A 16,456-nucleotide genomic window follows, 5' to 3' on the forward strand; every position below is an offset into this window, starting at 1 on the left:
TCGAAGGAGATAATTCCGTCCTGCCAAGATATCCTTCTGGCCGATACTGATCTCATGTGCCATGCTCGGCCTATCCTGCAACAGATTTCCGCAAATATGTCGTAGATGAGCAAGAATGATAGTCGTCAGCTACATCGGGATCACTCCAACAAATAGTTCTCAGGTGCAACGCTGGAATACGAAGAGGCACGATCCTCTTTTGTAATCTACCGATGCGCGCGAAATGGACCGAGTAAAGATGAGGTATAGATGAATCTCGCAATAGTAGTTCCATGTTTTAACGAGGAAGAAGTGCTTGGAACCACGATCGGTCATCTCCGGGAACTGCTGAATCAGCTTATAGCCGAGCGACTGGTTGATCCCGAGAGTACGATAACCTTTATAGACGACGGTTCGAAAGACAAAACATGGAACCTGATCGAAAATGTCGCAAGATGTGACAGTTCAATGCATGGCATTAAACTGTCGAGAAATCGCGGACATCAGAACGCTTTGATCGCCGGGCTCATGACCGTTAGCGGGGACGCGATAATTAGTGTTGACGCAGATCTTCAGGATGATTTATCGGCGATCAGGGAGATGGTGATCAAATATCGGGAAGGCGCTGAGATCGTCTATGGTATCAGGGTGGATCGCAGAACGGATGCGCGATTCAAAAGAATGAGTGCAGAAGGATATTATCGGGTGCTGCGCCTGCTAGGTGTTGATATCGTATTTAACCATGCAGATTATCGCCTGATGGGCTACCACGCGATAGAGGCCTTGAAGCAGTATGGCGAAGCCAATGTATTCTTGCGCGGAATTATTCCCCAGCTTGGTTTCAAAACTGAAAATGTATATTACAGGCGCGCCGAGCGTTTTGCCGGTGAATCAAAATATCCTTTAAAAAAGATGCTTGCCCTGGCGTGGGACGGCCTGACTTCATTCTCATCGCTTCCTCTGCGATGGATTACACTACTGGGATTCACCGTATCCATGTTCAGCTTCGCCATCGGGAGTTGGGCGTTGATAGCGCGTCTTTTCTTCGATGGAAGCGTGCCGGGATGGGCGTCCACTGTGATCCCCATGTATTTTTTAGGCGGAATCCAGCTTTTGAGCCTGGGGATTATAGGAGAATATATTGCCAAAATTTACGCCGAGACGAAACGCAGGCCCCGATACATCATTGAGAAAATGATTTAGCGGCAAGACCAACCGATCAGGTAACTCAAATGGATCGCGCAGAGTTCGATAAATTTGCCGAAGAATACAAGTCGCTTCATCGCGAAAATATAGTCGCCTCAGGCGAAAACCCGGAGTACTTCGCCGAGTACAAAATGAAGGACTTGAGAAGAATTGTTCAAGTGGCCCGGGGTGTTGACATTGATGGGTCCTTCCTCGACTTTGGAGCGGGAGTAGGTACTTCAGTGCCTTTCTTCCGCAAGTATTTTCCTTCTGCACACCTTACTTGCCTGGACGTTTCAGAAGCCAGTCTTGAAATTGCGGCTGCAAATTTCGGCAGCATGGCGAAATATATCGCTTTTGACGGGAAGGCGCTTCCGTTCGAAGATAACAGCTTTGATGCCGCTTACGCCTGTTGTGTTTTCCATCATATTTCTCCCGAGGAACATGTTTATTTATTGCGGGAACTGCGGCGCGTTCTGAAGCGGAACGGGATCGTCATGATTTATGAGCATAATCCCCTCAATCCGCTTACCGTTCGGGCGGTCAATTCCTGTCCCTTTGATGAAAATGCCGTGCTGATCAGGGCCAGCACCATGTACAGGAATTTCAGGTCAGCGGGTTTTTCATCTGCGTCGGTGAGCTACCGGGTTTTTTTTCCAAAGTTGCTCAGCTTTATCCGGAGCATCGAGGCCTCGCTGGGGTGGCTACCGCTTGGTGCCCAATATTATGTAACCGCCGCAAAAGGTGACTAGCCTTCCCGTTACGTCGCGTTTTTCGCCAACGGCAAGTGGAGAACACACGTGCTTGCAAGCTTACTGCAACCATTACGCTTTATTCTGGTGGGGGTCGCAAATACATTATTCGGTCTATCGGTTATATTTGCTGCAAAAGGCCTCGCAGGACTCGATGACTTCGTCTCTAATCTGCTCGGATACGGTTTTGGATTGCTGCTGAGTTTCTTTTTTAACAGAAAATGGACATTTCGCCACAATGGCGGCATTTATCCTACTGCTGCGCGTTTTCTGCTGGCTTTTCTGCTTGCCTATATTGCAAACTTGATGACGCTTTACGGGTTGCGGGATGGCGCTGGAATAAATTCATATCTTGCACAGACCATAGGCATAGTACCTTATACCGTCGTCTTTTATCTTGGCAGCCGGTACTATGTTTTCATCCCAAATCGTGGGTGAATATCAGGTTTCGCGACGCTCTGGAACGTCTCGATAAGCACATTTCCGAATCTGAGATCCTGGGGCTGGCGAGGCGTCACACTGCCGCCGAATAGATGTGGCGGCAAAAAATCCGCCACGGTAATATCCTCGAGAACGAGGGTAAGGATAATATTTTAAGGAAGAAGAGCGCCGGCCCGATCAACTAATCTCATAATGGTGCTCATGTTGGTGTTTCAGCAGTCGCCCCGATCGACTTTTTCGCTCTTTTTCAAAAAATACGATGAAAGTTGATATCTTACTTGCACGGCTTCAGTCCTTGCTCACGCATCCGTGGTTTACCCCCGTGTGCTTTTCCGTATTTATCGGAACCCGTCTTGCGCTTCTTCTTTTTGTCCCTGTAGAACCAAGTTCCGATGCAATGTGGTATTTCAGCAGGGCTGTCAACATCGTAGAGCATGGCTCATATTCTGAAGGGGGCTTTCCAACCGCTTACTGGCCAGTCGGTTATCCTGCATTTCTTGCGTTCTTGTTTACTTTCACCGGTCCGCATCTCATTGCGGTGCAATTCGCCAATCTGGTTCTGGCGGGATGCACTTTCTGGCTGCTCTTTTACTTTGTGAAAACAGTATTTAAAAGCAGTTCGACAGCTCGCCTGAGTATTTTTCTGCTCACTCTGTATCCTAATAGTGCAGCCTATGTACCATTGGTGGCTTCCGAAGTGCTCTACACATGCGTGCTCCTATTTGTCAGTCTATTGATGCTAAGCCGTCACTCTGCCTTGGCCATATTGTTATGCGGCATAACGCTGGGCTTAGCCACATTAATAAAAACACAAACGCTGCTACTCGCACCGATCCTCGCCGCGATTGCTTATTCCCGGGATTGGACTCTGCTCGACCTCAAAGCCGGAGTCATCCGTGCTATAGCGGTTTCAATACTGATGCTGGCTGTAATAGCGCCGTGGACTTTGCGAAACTACCTTGTTTTTGATGAATTTGTTCCTGTCTCGACAAACGGTGGAACATCTCTTTTAGCCGGGAATAATCCATCCGTCGTTGGGGACTATGGGCATGATTACTCTGAAACCGACCCGCTATTCAAGCAAGCCGAGTTCAGCGTTGCCGACCAGGTTGCGGCGGATAAACGCGCTCGAAAGCTCGCCAAGGAGTGGATTCTCGAAAACCCCGGCACGTTTATCGGCATGATGCCCAAGAAATTCTTCCGCTTCTGGGGCATGGATGGCGAAGGGGAGTGGGGCTATCAATCCGGTACCCCCTGGTATGACCAGCATGCCAAATGGTTTCGGTCGGTGCGCGTAATCAATCAGATTTACTATTTTCTCCTGTTGGGCGGCTTCGCAGTAGCGATCTGGAAACTCTTACGTACGCCGGCAAAGCCTGCCATGTATTACGGTTTGGTAATCGCGATCTATTTCACTCTTATCAGTCTTGTTTTTTCCGGACAGTCGCGTTATCACTTTCCTGTCATGCCATTTGTTATCGCGTATGTCGCCTGGATCGTAAATGAGATGTTGAATTCAAGAAAACGGGGTGCTGCACTTGCTGCACTCCCCGGTGCATGATGGATGTGGGGGGGAATATGGCTGCTTCGGGTGTGATAGTGCAAACCTATCGGAAGTCGAGCCGCGTTTCGCGAGGAAATCCGCTCGTCCACCGTAGCTTGATTTGCTTTTTTCGAGGCGTAACATCCAAGACAACCCGAGTACCCTTTACCCTGCGGCAGGATAGTGTTAGATGACAAAACAACCCCAGACTACCGATATACTGCCCGATATTACCATCGTCTCTACCATGTATCGATCGCGGCCGTTCCTTGAGCGGTTTCTTGCCGAATGCCTGCAAGCTTTATCCGATATAAAATGCGATCACTTTGAGATATTGCTGGTCAATGATGGATCCCCGGACGATTCATTAGCCTATGCGCTGGAACGCAGGGCTGACATTTCCCAACTGGCAATAATTGATCTGTCACGCAACTTTGGCCATCATCATGCGATACAAGCCGGATTGCAGCATGCGCAGGGGAAACTGGTCTTCCTCATCGATTGCGACCTGGAAGTATCGCCTTTAATATTGGCTGAGTTTCACCATAAGCTTCGTGAATCGGACTGCGACGTTGTTTTTGGTTACCAGGAAGCGCGCAAGGGCGGACGATTCGAGCAGATAAGTGGAGGCCTGTTCTGGAAGGGATTCAATTTGCTCAGCGATATAAAGATTCCCGAAAATATTCTTACCGAAAGGATCATGTCGCGTCGCTATGTCGAAGCGCTGCTGCAAATGGGCGACCGTAACCTGTTTCTTGGCGGGATGATGAGCTGGACCGGATTCCAGCAGATTGGCCTGCCCATCGTAAAAAAACAGCGCGCCGGCGGCAGTACCTATACGCTCATGCGGCGTATAGGCTTGATGGTTAACGCAGTCAGTTCGTTTTCCGCCCAGCCTCTGGTTTGGCTGTTCAACACCGGGGTAACCATAACCCTGCTAAGTTTCTCCTTCGCGTTCTACCTGATCTTTCGGAAATTATTTTTTGACGACACCCTGCTGGGTTTCACCTCGCTAATGACTGTCATGACGCTTAGTCTTGGTATTTTGACCACGGCGACGGGCATCGTCGGTATATATCTCGGAAAAGTATTCACCCAGGTGCAGAACCGTCCGACGTATATAGTCAGGGATATTTACCGCTGAACATTCACCCTTTTATAATCCTTCATTATTTCGCTCGATTCTTTTCAGTTATCGGAATGCCATGAACCAACAAGAAAAAGATCGTTACTATACAAGACCAGAACTCGAGGGAATGAAATTCAGGAAACTGGGCCAGGATGTGCTTATAAGCCGTACTTCACGTCTTTACATGCCGGAGTACATCTCGATTGACGATTTTTCCATCGTGGACGATTTCTGTATCCTCTCCGGAAATGTCGAGATTGGTAAGAATGTTCACGTTGCTCATGGCTGTCGCATTATCGCTGGCCGCGAGGGCATTATCATGGCGGACTTCTCGGGATTGGCATTTGGCGTAACTATATTTGCTCAATCGGATGATTATGGCGGAAACGCGTTAACAAATCCGACCGTACCCATGGAATTTCGTAAGATCTCGAGAGCGCGGGTTGAGATAGGTCGTCATGCCATTGTCGGTGCGGGAAGCGTTATTGTTCCCGGTGTAATACTTAGAGAGGGGTCCGCAATCGGTTCGTGTAGCATGGTAACCAAGTCGACTGATCCATGGGCGGTATATTTCGGGACGCCAGCCAAAAAAATAAAAAATAGAAGCCGGGATCTCCTGGAGCTGGAAAGAAGATATTTGGCAGAACGATCCATCAGGAATTAAATGACGGGTTGGCTTCGAAGAACCGGGAGTGGAAACTCGTGTGCAAACCCTTCTCATGAGCTGCTTTGCATTCTTTACGGCAGAAGATTGTGTCCACTGGGTAATGCTTCAGTCCTCTTTACGGCCATTCAGGTTCTCCATCCCGAGGCCGTTAGCCTCGAAAGGAGAACTTACCTGACCTATACACTCAAGAACATTTATTGAGAATGACAAAGGAATATCCATGAGCCAGGAAATTGATCAGGATTTAACCGCGTACGACCGAAATTATGTTCTGGATAATAATCTGACCCTGCAGTGGTATCCGCAGCGAGTTGTGGACATGGCGCAGGCTAGAACCGGCAGCATGCTGGAACTGGGTCTGGGACATGGTTTCTCTACGGAATACTTTGCCAACGCCTTCCAGCGCTATCGCGTGCTGGAAGGCTCCCAGGAAATGATCGATCGCTTCCGCGAGCGTTTTGCAACTGAAGGAATCGATATCATCCATGGTTATTTCGAGGACTTCGAGACCGACGAGCGCTTCGATGCTGTCAGCATGGGCTTTATTCTTGAGCATGTGGACGATCCTGCTTTGATTATCCGAAAGTATGCCCGCCTGTTATCCCCGGATGGATCGATATACATTGCTGTCCCCAACGCTGAGTCTTTGCATCGCCGTTTCGGGCACGCCGCGGGCTTGCTCGCCGACATGGGCGCTTTAAGCTCAGCGGATCTCGAGTTCGGCCATAAACGCTATTTCACGCTGGAGTCTTTGCTTGCGATGGTGCAGAGCGAGGGGTTGGAGGTGCGCAAGGTTGAAGGCCTCTTGCTCAAACCGATCACGACACAGCAGATGCTCGATTTGAATCTCAGCGAAGCGATTTTGCAGGCCATGCTCAAAGTAGGCGTCAGTTATCCCGAATTGTGCAATTCGTTATTAATGCGGGCGAGCTGGCCCAGGTAGACGGAATATCCAGCAAATCCCCGCCCACCACAATTTACCAATTTCTTGAGTGCTCGATATAGAGCCCTCCAAGCAGCTTCGTAACTGAAACGATATCTCCAATGCAAGCGTTTCTTCTTCGCTTCCACCATTTTGGTCTGGCCAGCAGACGGCCGGAGCAGACCCTTCGATTCCTCCGGGGGCTGGGTCATGAGGTGGCCATGGAGGTCTACGACCCGCTACAAAACGTGAATCTCTGGTTGTGTACCCACTTCTCCATGCCTACCGTGGAGTTGGTCGGTCCAGCCGAGGGGCAGGGTCCGCTGGATGCAATTCTCGCTACATCGAATGAAAGCATCTACCATCTTTGTTACGAAACGGAGAATCTCGATGCCAGCCTTGAGGCCATGAAGGCAGCCGGGTTCCGCGTGATCTGTATATCGGCTCCCAAGCCCGCGATCCTTTTCAATAACAGGCAGGTCAGCTTCTACATGATCAAGGATTTTGGCATAATCGAGTTATTGGAGCCCGCCTGATGATATCGACAGACTAGAGTGGTTGCAGTGGCTTCCTCATTCCCCATGGATATCCCCCCGGCGTTATCCGATCTGATCAGTACCGGCGATACGATGTATGCCGCGCTGTCGTCAACGGTTCCCGAGTATCGCTTCGGCTTCTTGCGTAACATAACGCTGGAAGGCATCGAGCCTTACCTGCGCTACCACATGCTGGCGATCGGGATGCGGCCGACTCTGGTTTTCGGTGGTTATGGATCGCTGCGTCAGGACCTCGTATCGCCGGACTCGCCTCTGGTTAAATGTAGTCCAAACATTCTGGTAACAGCATTCATGCTTGAGGAGTTGGATTCCAGCTACGGTCTGCCCGGCTGGGACGCTTCCCGTTCACAAGAAGAGTTGAGTGCGATTTTTGCGGTCTTGATGGCGACCGACGTGCCCACTATCGCCCTCAATACGTTCATCGTTCCTTTTTATTCCGAGATAGGCGTTTTAATCGCTGCTTTGGATGTTGCCAGCCAGGTAACCAGACTGAATGATTTTGTGCGAAACTTTGTTCGTGAGCACAGCCCACGCTTTTGTTTAATGGATTGGGATCGGCTTGCACATCGAATAGGCGAAGCCGAGGCGATGGACTATCGGTACTGGTATATTTCCAAGGCACCGTTCAAACGGCCCTTTCTCGATGCGCTGGCGCGTGAACTGGTAAAGGTTGTGCTTACCCTCAACGGACGCGGCAAGAAGTGCCTGGTCCTGGATTGCGATAACACGCTCTGGGGAGGTGTAATCGGGGAGGATGGCATCGAAGGTATCCAGTTGGATGGTCATGATTACCCAGGACGCGTGTACTACGATTTCCAGAAGAACGTTCTGCAATTGGCCGAGCGCGGAGTGCTGATTGCGCTTTGTTCCAAGAACAACGAACAGGATGTGCTTGAGGTACTGGATAACCATCCGTGGAGTCTGCTCAAGCGCACCCATCTGTCCGCTTTCCGAATCAACTGGAACGACAAGGCCGCTAACCTGGCGGGTCTGGCAAAGGAATTGAATCTTGGTCTCGATGCATTCGTATTTGTGGACGACAATCCTCGGGAGCTGGAATTATTGAGGCAGGTATTACCTCAAGTCACCACCCTGCAGGTGCCGGATCGGCTCTATGAATACCCGGCATTGCTGTTACGCGACGGCTTGTTCGATACGCTGATCATCAGCCAGGAGGATAGGATACGCGCCAGCCTTTATCAGACCGAGGCGCAGCGGAGAACCGAGCGCAACCAGCATGCAAATCTGGAGGACTATCTTTCATCGCTGGGGCAGGTGGCGGCCATCCACGCCGCCACCGATGGGGAAGCCAGGCGGGTTGCGCAATTGACGCAGAAAACGAACCAGTTTAACTTGACGACCCGGCGCTATTCTGACCACGAGATCGCGAACTTTCGCGCCTCCCCAGACGCTCGCGTCTATACTTTATCAGCCCGTGATCGCTTTGGCTCTCTTGGGTTGACAGGTGTTTTTATCGCCCAACGGCGGCAAGATACCGCGGTGGTCGATTCTCTTCTGATGAGTTGCAGAGCACTCGGCCGCCAGCTCGAGTTCGCATTCGTTCTAGAGTGCATGCGGCACATTGTGGCAGACTGGCAAGTTCAAGCGTGGGAGGCGGAATACCTGCCCTCAGCCAAGAATAACCAGGTAGCCGATTTCTGGGGCGGGTTAGGTTTCACGCTCCTGGAAGAAGTGAAAGGAGATCGGCGCTACAGGTTGCCGGCTTCCATGCCTGAGATAGCGTCCCCTTTTTTTATCCATGTCGAAAGAGAATAACACCCTTATGTCTGATATAGAGCGCCGTACCCGCGTTGTCATGGGCAAAGTACTGCAAATCCCGCCGCAAGATATTTCCGTGGATGCTTCCCGCGAGACGCTTGCGGCCTGGGATTCGCTCAAGCACATGAATTTGATCCTGGCTCTGGAGGATGAATTCGGCGTCGAGTTCAACGACCAGGAAATAGCGGGTATAAACAGCCTGAACCTCTTATTGGAGGCGCTGCGGATTAAATGCTCATGAATAATGAGCGGCGTGATCGGCCTTTGATCATCTTCGGTGTAGGCGAACTGGCCCAACTGGCCTACTTTTACTTTACTCATGATAGCCTCCGGCAGGTGGTCGCCTTCACCGTGGATGGCGCTCACCTGCAGCAGGATCAATGCATGGGGTTGCCCGTGCTGGCCTTTGAGGAGGTGCATGCACACTATGCACCCCAGGAATATGACATGTTTGTGGCGATAGGCTATGCTCGCCTCAATCAGGCTCGAGCGGAAAAGTGTTTCGAAGCTAAATCGCGAGGCTACCGCCTTGCAACATATATCAGCAGCAGGAGCGTGACATGGGGCGATCTGGTCATTGGCGAAAATTGTTTCATCATGGAAGGAAATATAATCCAGCCTTTCGTGCGGATAGGTAATAATGTCATCATCTGGTGCGGTAGCCTAGTGAGTCATCACGTCGAAATCGGCGATAATTGTTTCATTGCCGCGCATGCAGTCGTCTCAGGCCATGTGAAGATCGGCGCTCATAGTTTCGTCGGTGTAAATGCCACGCTTCGTGACAAGATCACCTTGGCGGAGCGGACCCTGGTTGGGGCGGGTGCGCTGATTATCGCGAGCACCAAGGAGAATACCGCCCATCTTGCCGCAGCCAGTCCGGAAGCGGGCGTTCCCAGCCAGCGGCTGCAATCACTACTCTAGCCGAATCACTTTATGCAAGCCAGCTGCAAGAAGGTTGCCATCCTCCAATCGAACTATATCCCCTGGAAGGGTTATTTCGATCTCATCCATGACGTCGATCTTTTCATTTTTTATGACGATGTCCAATATACGCATTCCGACTGGCGCCACCGGAACAAATTGATGACCCGGGACGGGCCGCGGTGGCTTACCATTCCAGCAGGTCACGACTTGAAGCGCCTGATATGCGAGGTGGAAATTCCGGATCAAAGCTGGAAGCAGCAACACAGAAGCATCATTGAGCAGAATTACCGAAATGCGCCTTTCATCGAGGAATCGCAACCGCTGCTGGATTTCCTGTATGCCAATACAATAACAAGTCTCTCTGATTACAATCAGCGTGCCATAAGGCATCTCTCCAATATTTTGGGAATTCATACACAGTTTGCCGACAGCCGGCTTCTCGGCGTCAATGGCCGCAAAACCGAGCGGTTAATCGGTATCCTGGAGAGCGTAGGCGCGACAAAATATATCAGCGGTCCTTCAGCCAGGGATTATATCGATGAGCCCATGTTTGTGGAGGCCGGCATTGAACTGGTGTATAAGGAATATCCGGCATATCCCCCTTATCGGCAATGTTTTTCGCCATTCTCGCCCTTCGTCACCATACTCGATCTGCTGATGAATGCGGGACCGGAAGCGCCTCATTACATCTGGGGATGGCGTCAGAACGAATATCAAGCATGAGGAAAAGATGAACGGACGATTCGATATGGCGGGACATATCTACATCCTGCTGACTCTGCTGTTCACGGTATATGGCCAGTTGGTGCTCAGGTGGCAGATGGCGCAAACGCGCGGCATGCCCGAAGGCGGGTTGGATAAGCTTTTATTTCTTCTCCAGCAGTTCTTTAACCCATGGATCATATCAGGTTTGCTTTCCGCTTTTCTTGCCTCGCTTGCCTGGATGGCGGCCATGACCCGTTTCGAGCTCAATTACGCTTATCCTTTCATGAGCCTGGCGTTTGTCATCGTTATGATTTTCTCGGTGATTTTCCTGAATGAGTCACTCACCACACAGAGCGTTATCGGCACGATAATGGTAGTTGGCGGCTTGATTATTATTGCGCGCGCCTAGCACCCGCAACCTTATTTTTTGTGAATACGACCCAAACGCAAGCGCAGCCATGATCCCATTCAACAAGCCTTACATGACTGGAAAAGAGCTGTGGTACGTGAGCCAGGCTCATGCCAGCGGCCATCTCGCCGGTGACGGGATTTTTACCAAAAAGTGCAACGCATGGCTGGAGCATCGCATCGGATGTGAGAAAGCATTGCTGACGCATTCCTGCACGGCTGCGCTGGAGATGGCGGCGATTCTTGCTGACATTCATCCCGGCGATGAGATCATCATGCCCTCCTACACTTTTGTCTCGACCGCCAATGCGTTTGCATTGAGGGGGGGCGTACCGGTATTCGTCGACATTCGGCCTGACACCTTCAACATCGATGAGGCTTTGATAGAGGCGGCAATTACGCCGAAAACAAGGGCCATTGTGGCAGTTCATTATGCGGGCGTCGCCTGTGAGATGGACACCATCATGTCGATAGCAGAAAGGCACGGCTTGCTGGTGATCGAAGACGCCGCGCAGGGCATCATGTCCACCTATAAAGGGCGGCCACTGGGGAGTATCGGGCATCTCGCCGCTTTGAGTTTCCACGAGACCAAGAACATCATTTCGGGAGAAGGTGGCGCCCTATTGATAAATGCGCCGAATTTTGCTGAAAAGGCCGAGATAATCAGGGAAAAGGGCACAAACCGCAGTCTTTTTTTTCGCGGTCAGGTCGATAAATACACTTGGGTTGATTTCGGTTCATCCTATCTTCCGAGTGAACTGATCGCTGCTTTTCTATGGGCCCAAATGGAAGAGGCCGATTCCATCACGAATCGCCGGCTGGATATCTGGAACACCTACCATGATAACTTCGATACGCTTGAAATGCAGGGCAAAATACGCCGTCCGGTTATCCCTTCCGATTGCACACACAACGCGCACATGTACTATCTTTTGTTGCCGAATCTCGACAAGCGCAGCACCTTCATCGCCGGGCTCAAACAGAAGGGAATAGGGACCGTCTTTCACTACGTGCCGCTTGACAGCTCTCCCATGGGAGAAAAGCACGGCCGCAAATCCGGATCGCTAGCCCAGACGCAATTGCTGAGCGAACGGTTGGTGCGGTTGCCGTTATGGCTGGGGTTGGAAGAGTTCCAAAGCGAAGTCATCCTGAAGGTCATTGCAGAGTTATGAAGAGATGACCACGCCAAGCGTACGGCATTCGGTGCAAACTGATCGGGCTGACTCAAAGCTCGAATCGGACGTAAGCCTCAATTCCCGCGATGTGCTGGCTCTGCTGGTGCTGTGGTGCGGCGTGTGCCTGCTCTTCTGGAAGTCCCTGCATCCCGGCGAATTCTGGTGGACCGATGAATCCCGCCATGCCATGAATGGCGTCTTCTTTTTTGATCTCTGGCAGGACATGCCTTGGAAGGCGCCCTATGAGTACGCTCTTCAGTATTTTGCTCAATATCCTGCCCTGGCATTAAACTGGTATCCACCATTTTTCCCCGTCGTGGAATCTGTTTTTTTCGCTGTGTTCGGGATTACCGAATTCAGTGCGCATCTCACCGTAATGGCATTTGCTCTGGCTGGCGTATCGGCGTGGTATGCCTGGACGAGCCCGATTTGGGGAAGAGCGGTGGCCGTGCTTTCCTGTCTGCTCTATCTTTCGACCCCCGGCGTGCTCGATTGGACACGTTCCGTCATGCTGGAAGTTCCGGCAGTGGCGATGATCATTGTGTCGATTCTCGCATTCGAACGTTATCTGGCTCTTCCGGATTGGCGTCGCGCCGGACTTGCCGGGCTTGCGCTGGCATCCATGCTGCTGCTCAAGCAGACCACCGTCTTCATCCTGCCCGCCTTGCTGGCCTACGCATTGCTGACCGGACATGGACGGTTGCTATGGCGCAAAGAGGCTGCACTGGCATACATCATCGTCGGCACCGCAATCGCGTTGCTCACCATGCATGCGCTCAAGTTCGGTGCAGTACCGGTCAACTCCCTGGTGGATCAATTCGGTTCGAATAGCTCGCAACTGTTCAACGGAAGGCGCTGGGGATATTTTTGGTCAGCACTGTGGGATGTTTGCCGATGGCCGCTCGGTATCGCCATCCTGATAGGGACTGCCCTTCGGGCAGGCATAGGTACCAGGGGCAAGCCGCAGGATTCGCTGATCTTTTTTTGGCTCGCGGCCTCGTATCTGTTTACGACATTGGTCGTCGGAAGCGGCGAAGGGAATGTTCCGCGCTACACCATGTATGCCTTGCCCCCACTGGCATTGCTGGCCTGCATGCCGTTAAGCCGGGGAGTCGTGCTGAACGCCGGTATCCGGCGAGCTGCGTTCGTGTTTCTGGCCGTGCTTGCCGGCTGGAATGTATATGCGGGCTCGACCAAGCCGCACCCTTACGTCGCAGGATACGAACAGGCGGCTGAATTTGTCGCCGGGCAGGACGATACCGGCCTGATTCTGTTTGCCGGGAAACATGACGGCAATTTCATCTTTCACCTGCGTGCCGTCGATCCCGGCAAGAACAAGGCGGTATTGCGAGCCGACAAGATCCTGGTATCCATGGCGGTGCATAAGTCATTCGGCATGGTCTCCTATGTCCAGAACGTAGAAGATGTCGTCGGGTTAATCGACCGTTACGGGGTAGGCATCGTTGTGATCGAGAGCCGCGACGTAGTGGATCTGCCTGAATTCAAACTCCTGGTTAAAGCCATGGACGATCACCGGTTTCGGGCGATCAGGGAAATCCCGGTTCTCACCAATGTGCCGGAGTTTGATAACCTGTCAATCCGGGTTTACCGCTACCTGGATAAAAAGGAACAGGCAGGTGATCTCGTTATTCCACTGCCGCATATGGGCATGGAAATCAAATTGAAGCCTCAGCAGAACAAATCCCGATGAATAAGCTGTTTCCCCCGGAATTTGCGCCCAGCTTGCCAAACTCGGATAGCATGGCAAGGAAAAGCTAAAGCCGAAAACCAATGGTTGTGCACCATATCATTTTATTAAACATGGTATATCGTCCACAACCAGGCGTAGCACTTGAATCTTTTCGCTGATCCGCCGTAATAACTCTATAGCATACAAGGACAACCCAAGTAAATTGATGCGAATCCTGCATATTCTCGACCATTCCATTCCCCTCCACAGTGGCTATACATTCAGGACGCTCTCCATTCTCAAAGAGCAGCGCGCTCTGGGTTGGGAAACCTTTCACCTGACCGGATCAAAACAGGAAAATTGCAGAGTGCCGGAAGAAGATGTCGAAGGGTGGCGCTTTTACAGGACGCCGGCGGCAACAGGTTTAGGAGCGAAACTGCCCGTCCTGAATCAGGTTTCTGTCATCGATACTCTTACTCGCCGCCTGAGCGAGGTGGCCCGGATCGTCAAGCCGGATATCCTGCACGCCCACTCCCCGGTACTTAACGCCATACCTGCTCTGCGCGTAGGCCGCAGGCTGGGCATTCCGGTCGTCTATGAAATCAGGGCATTCTGGGAAGACGCGGCCGTGGATCACGGCACCAGTCGCGAATGGGGAATACGATATCGCCTTACACGGGGGTTGGAGAGTTACGCCTTGAGGCGTGTTGATGCCATAACCACCATTTGCGAAGGCCTGCGCGGTGACATCCTCGGGCGAGGCATCGCATCGGAAAAGATAACGGTCATCCCCAATGCCGTGAATATCGAAAACTTCAGCGTGGGCAAAAGCCGGGACCCGCAGCTTGCCAAAGATCTCGGCGTTGAGGGAAAAACGCTGCTAGGCTTCATCGGTTCATTTTATGCTTATGAGGGCTTGACCGTCCTGTTGCGGGCACTACCGGAAATGCTGGCCGGAAATCCCGACATTCGCGTCCTGCTGGTTGGTGGCGGCCCGCAAGAAAAAGAATTAAAAGCCGTAGCTACACAGTTGCGCCTCGAAGACAAGGTGATCTTCACCGGCCGCATTCCTCATGAGCAGGTCCCCCGCTATTACAATCTGATCGATATTCTCATCTATCCCCGCCTGCAAATGCGGCTCACCGACCTCGTCACGCCACTCAAGCCCCTCGAAGCCATGGCACAAGGCAGAATCGTTGCGGCATCGGATGTCGGCGGCCATCTGGAATTAATCGAGGACGGAAAGACCGGCGTCCTTTTCAAGGCTGGCGATCCGCATGCCCTGGCATCGAAGGTGCTGAACCTTCTTGCCAGTGGCGATCGATGGCCTGGCCTGCGCGACGCAGCCCGAAGCTTTGTAGAAACGCAGCGTAATTGGCCCGTCAGCGTTGCCCGTTACCGGAGTGTCTACGCCTCGCTTGTCGCAAAGCAATCGTTGCCGTGAAAGCAACCGGTTTACGCATCGGCCTGGTTGGGCCTCTACCGCCACCTTCGGGGGGAATGGCGAACCAGATGCTGCAATTAGCCCGGCTGCTGCGTGAGGAGGATGCCACGGTGGAGCTGATTCAGGTCAACCGTCCCTACCATCCGCGCTGGATTGGCAGGCTCAAGGGGATAAGGGCAGGTTTTCGGCTGTTCCCTTATCTTACTCACCTCTGGTTTTCAGCAAGCCGGGTTCAGTTATTTCATGTGATGGCTAATTCCGGCTGGTCATGGCACCTTTTTGCCGCCCCGGCCATCTGGGTAGCCAGGATCAGAAACATACCCGTCATTATCAATTACCGAGGCGGCGAGGCGGATGTTTTTTTCAATAAGGCTTTTTTCTGGGTAAAGCCAAGCCTGCATCGGGCCGATGCAATCATCGTTCCTTCCGGCTTTCTCGAAGCTGTATTTGGAAAGCGAGGCTTCTCCACCAGCATCGTACCCAACATTATCGACCTTAGCCGCTTCGGGGCGGCAACGCGCCCCGCGTTCCCGCTGAAAGCGGATTTTCCGCATATCATCGTTACCCGTAACCTGGAGCCGATTTACGACAACGCCACTGCCTTGCGCGCCTTCAATATCGTAAAACACGCGTTTCCAGCGGCAAAACTCACCTTGGCCGGGTCCGGGCCGGAGCGGCAGATGCTGGAAGAACTTGCCTGCAGATTGGGCCTGGCGGATGTGGTTACATTCACGGGTCGCATAGACAATGAGGGCATGGCCGTTCTATACCAGAGCGCCGATATCATGATCAATCCCAGCCTGGTCGATAACATGCCCATCTCATTGCTGGAAGCATTGGCCAGTAGCGTTCCCGTAGTGAGCACGGATGTCGGCGGGGTGCCCTTTCTGGTGGAACATGAAAAGACCGCTTTACTCGTTCCCCCGCAAAACCCGGAGGCCATGGCCAACGCCGTTCTTGCACTGCTACACGACCCCGCCAAGGCAGCGCGGCTCAGCAAGGCCGGAATCGAGGCCGTGCAACATTACACATGGCCCAATGTTCGGGATCGTCTGCTCCGCGTTTACAGGCATGCGCTGGAAAAATGACAAAATCATGGCCTCTTTCAAGGTGGCCAGCGTCAATGTAGCGCCTTGCACCAATCTAAAAATCAGAT

At 52.1% G+C, this 16,456-nt stretch carries 17 protein-coding genes; all 17 read left to right on the top strand.

All coding sequences use genetic code 11. The annotated features are described in order from the left end of the window. The first annotated feature begins 249 nt into the window (after positions 1-249). The 17 genes from BLP78_RS07005 to BLP78_RS07085 all read left to right on the top strand — a co-directional run bounded on the left by BLP78_RS07005 (position 250) and on the right by BLP78_RS07085 (position 16,388). The gene (locus tag BLP78_RS07005; RefSeq protein ID WP_090457911.1) at positions 250-1,182 is read left to right on the top strand and encodes a glycosyltransferase family 2 protein; all 933 of its coding nucleotides are present in this window, start codon (positions 250-252) and stop codon (positions 1,180-1,182) included. 29 nt (positions 1,183-1,211) lie between these two features. Continuing rightward, positions 1,212-1,916 (top strand): class I SAM-dependent methyltransferase, encoded by a 705-nt coding sequence (locus tag BLP78_RS07010; protein ID WP_090457913.1) that lies wholly within the window; start codon positions 1,212-1,214, stop codon positions 1,914-1,916. A 48-nt stretch (positions 1,917-1,964) separates the two neighbouring features. Next, a complete protein-coding gene (locus tag BLP78_RS07015; RefSeq protein WP_090457916.1) occupies positions 1,965-2,354 on the top strand; it encodes a GtrA family protein in 390 nt (129 codons plus the stop codon). A 262-nt stretch (positions 2,355-2,616) separates the two neighbouring features. Continuing rightward, on the top strand, positions 2,617-3,918 hold the full coding sequence (locus tag BLP78_RS07020; protein ID WP_090457918.1) for an ArnT family glycosyltransferase: 1,302 nt from the start codon (positions 2,617-2,619) through the stop codon (positions 3,916-3,918). A 172-nt stretch (positions 3,919-4,090) separates the two neighbouring features. Continuing rightward, the gene (locus tag BLP78_RS07025) at positions 4,091-5,044 is read left to right on the top strand and encodes a glycosyltransferase family 2 protein (protein ID WP_090457920.1); all 954 of its coding nucleotides are present in this window, start codon (positions 4,091-4,093) and stop codon (positions 5,042-5,044) included. A gap of 61 nt (positions 5,045-5,105) precedes the next feature. Further along, entirely contained in the window at positions 5,106-5,693 is a 588-nt protein-coding gene (locus tag BLP78_RS07030) for an acyltransferase (protein ID WP_090457922.1), read from the top strand. 223 nt (positions 5,694-5,916) lie between these two features. Then, positions 5,917-6,639 carry a class I SAM-dependent methyltransferase gene (locus tag BLP78_RS07035; protein WP_090457924.1) on the top strand — a complete coding sequence of 241 codons (723 nt, stop codon included), beginning with the start codon at positions 5,917-5,919 and terminating at the stop codon, positions 6,637-6,639. A gap of 101 nt (positions 6,640-6,740) precedes the next feature. Beyond that, complete coding sequence (locus BLP78_RS07040; protein WP_090457927.1) at positions 6,741-7,154, top strand: VOC family protein; 414 nt, start codon at positions 6,741-6,743, stop codon at positions 7,152-7,154. Positions 7,155-7,181: 27 nt separating this feature from the next. Continuing rightward, the gene (locus tag BLP78_RS07045) at positions 7,182-8,951 is read left to right on the top strand and encodes an HAD-IIIC family phosphatase (RefSeq protein ID WP_143002906.1); all 1,770 of its coding nucleotides are present in this window, start codon (positions 7,182-7,184) and stop codon (positions 8,949-8,951) included. 7 nt (positions 8,952-8,958) lie between these two features. After that, a complete protein-coding gene (locus BLP78_RS07050) occupies positions 8,959-9,195 on the top strand; it encodes an acyl carrier protein (RefSeq protein WP_090458009.1) in 237 nt (78 codons plus the stop codon). Further along, on the top strand, positions 9,192-9,875 hold the full coding sequence (locus BLP78_RS07055) for an acetyltransferase (RefSeq protein ID WP_090457931.1): 684 nt from the start codon (positions 9,192-9,194) through the stop codon (positions 9,873-9,875). The genes BLP78_RS07050 and BLP78_RS07055 overlap by 4 nt, the downstream gene beginning before the upstream one ends. A gap of 12 nt (positions 9,876-9,887) precedes the next feature. Next, positions 9,888-10,601: a WbqC family protein gene (locus BLP78_RS07060; protein WP_090457934.1), complete on the top strand. Its 714-nt coding sequence runs from the start codon at positions 9,888-9,890 to the stop codon at positions 10,599-10,601. A gap of 7 nt (positions 10,602-10,608) precedes the next feature. Further along, on the top strand, positions 10,609-10,992 hold the full coding sequence (locus BLP78_RS07065; protein WP_218118934.1) for an EamA family transporter: 384 nt from the start codon (positions 10,609-10,611) through the stop codon (positions 10,990-10,992). Positions 10,993-11,041: 49 nt separating this feature from the next. Then, positions 11,042-12,163 (top strand): dTDP-4-amino-4,6-dideoxygalactose transaminase, encoded by a 1,122-nt coding sequence (gene rffA / locus BLP78_RS07070; protein WP_090457936.1) that lies wholly within the window; start codon positions 11,042-11,044, stop codon positions 12,161-12,163. 4 nt (positions 12,164-12,167) lie between these two features. Beyond that, a complete protein-coding gene (locus BLP78_RS07075; RefSeq protein WP_143002907.1) occupies positions 12,168-13,877 on the top strand; it encodes an ArnT family glycosyltransferase in 1,710 nt (569 codons plus the stop codon). Between the two features lie 205 nt (positions 13,878-14,082). Beyond that, positions 14,083-15,300 (top strand): TIGR04063 family PEP-CTERM/XrtA system glycosyltransferase, encoded by a 1,218-nt coding sequence (locus tag BLP78_RS07080; RefSeq protein ID WP_090457941.1) that lies wholly within the window; start codon positions 14,083-14,085, stop codon positions 15,298-15,300. Further along, positions 15,297-16,388 carry a glycosyltransferase family 4 protein gene (locus BLP78_RS07085; protein WP_090457943.1) on the top strand — a complete coding sequence of 364 codons (1,092 nt, stop codon included), beginning with the start codon at positions 15,297-15,299 and terminating at the stop codon, positions 16,386-16,388. The genes BLP78_RS07080 and BLP78_RS07085 overlap by 4 nt, the downstream gene beginning before the upstream one ends. The last annotated feature ends 68 nt before the right edge of the window (positions 16,389-16,456 follow it).

The sequence above is a fragment of the Nitrosospira sp. Nsp1 genome, assembly GCF_900100985.1.
Taxonomy (GTDB): domain Bacteria; phylum Pseudomonadota; class Gammaproteobacteria; order Burkholderiales; family Nitrosomonadaceae; genus Nitrosospira.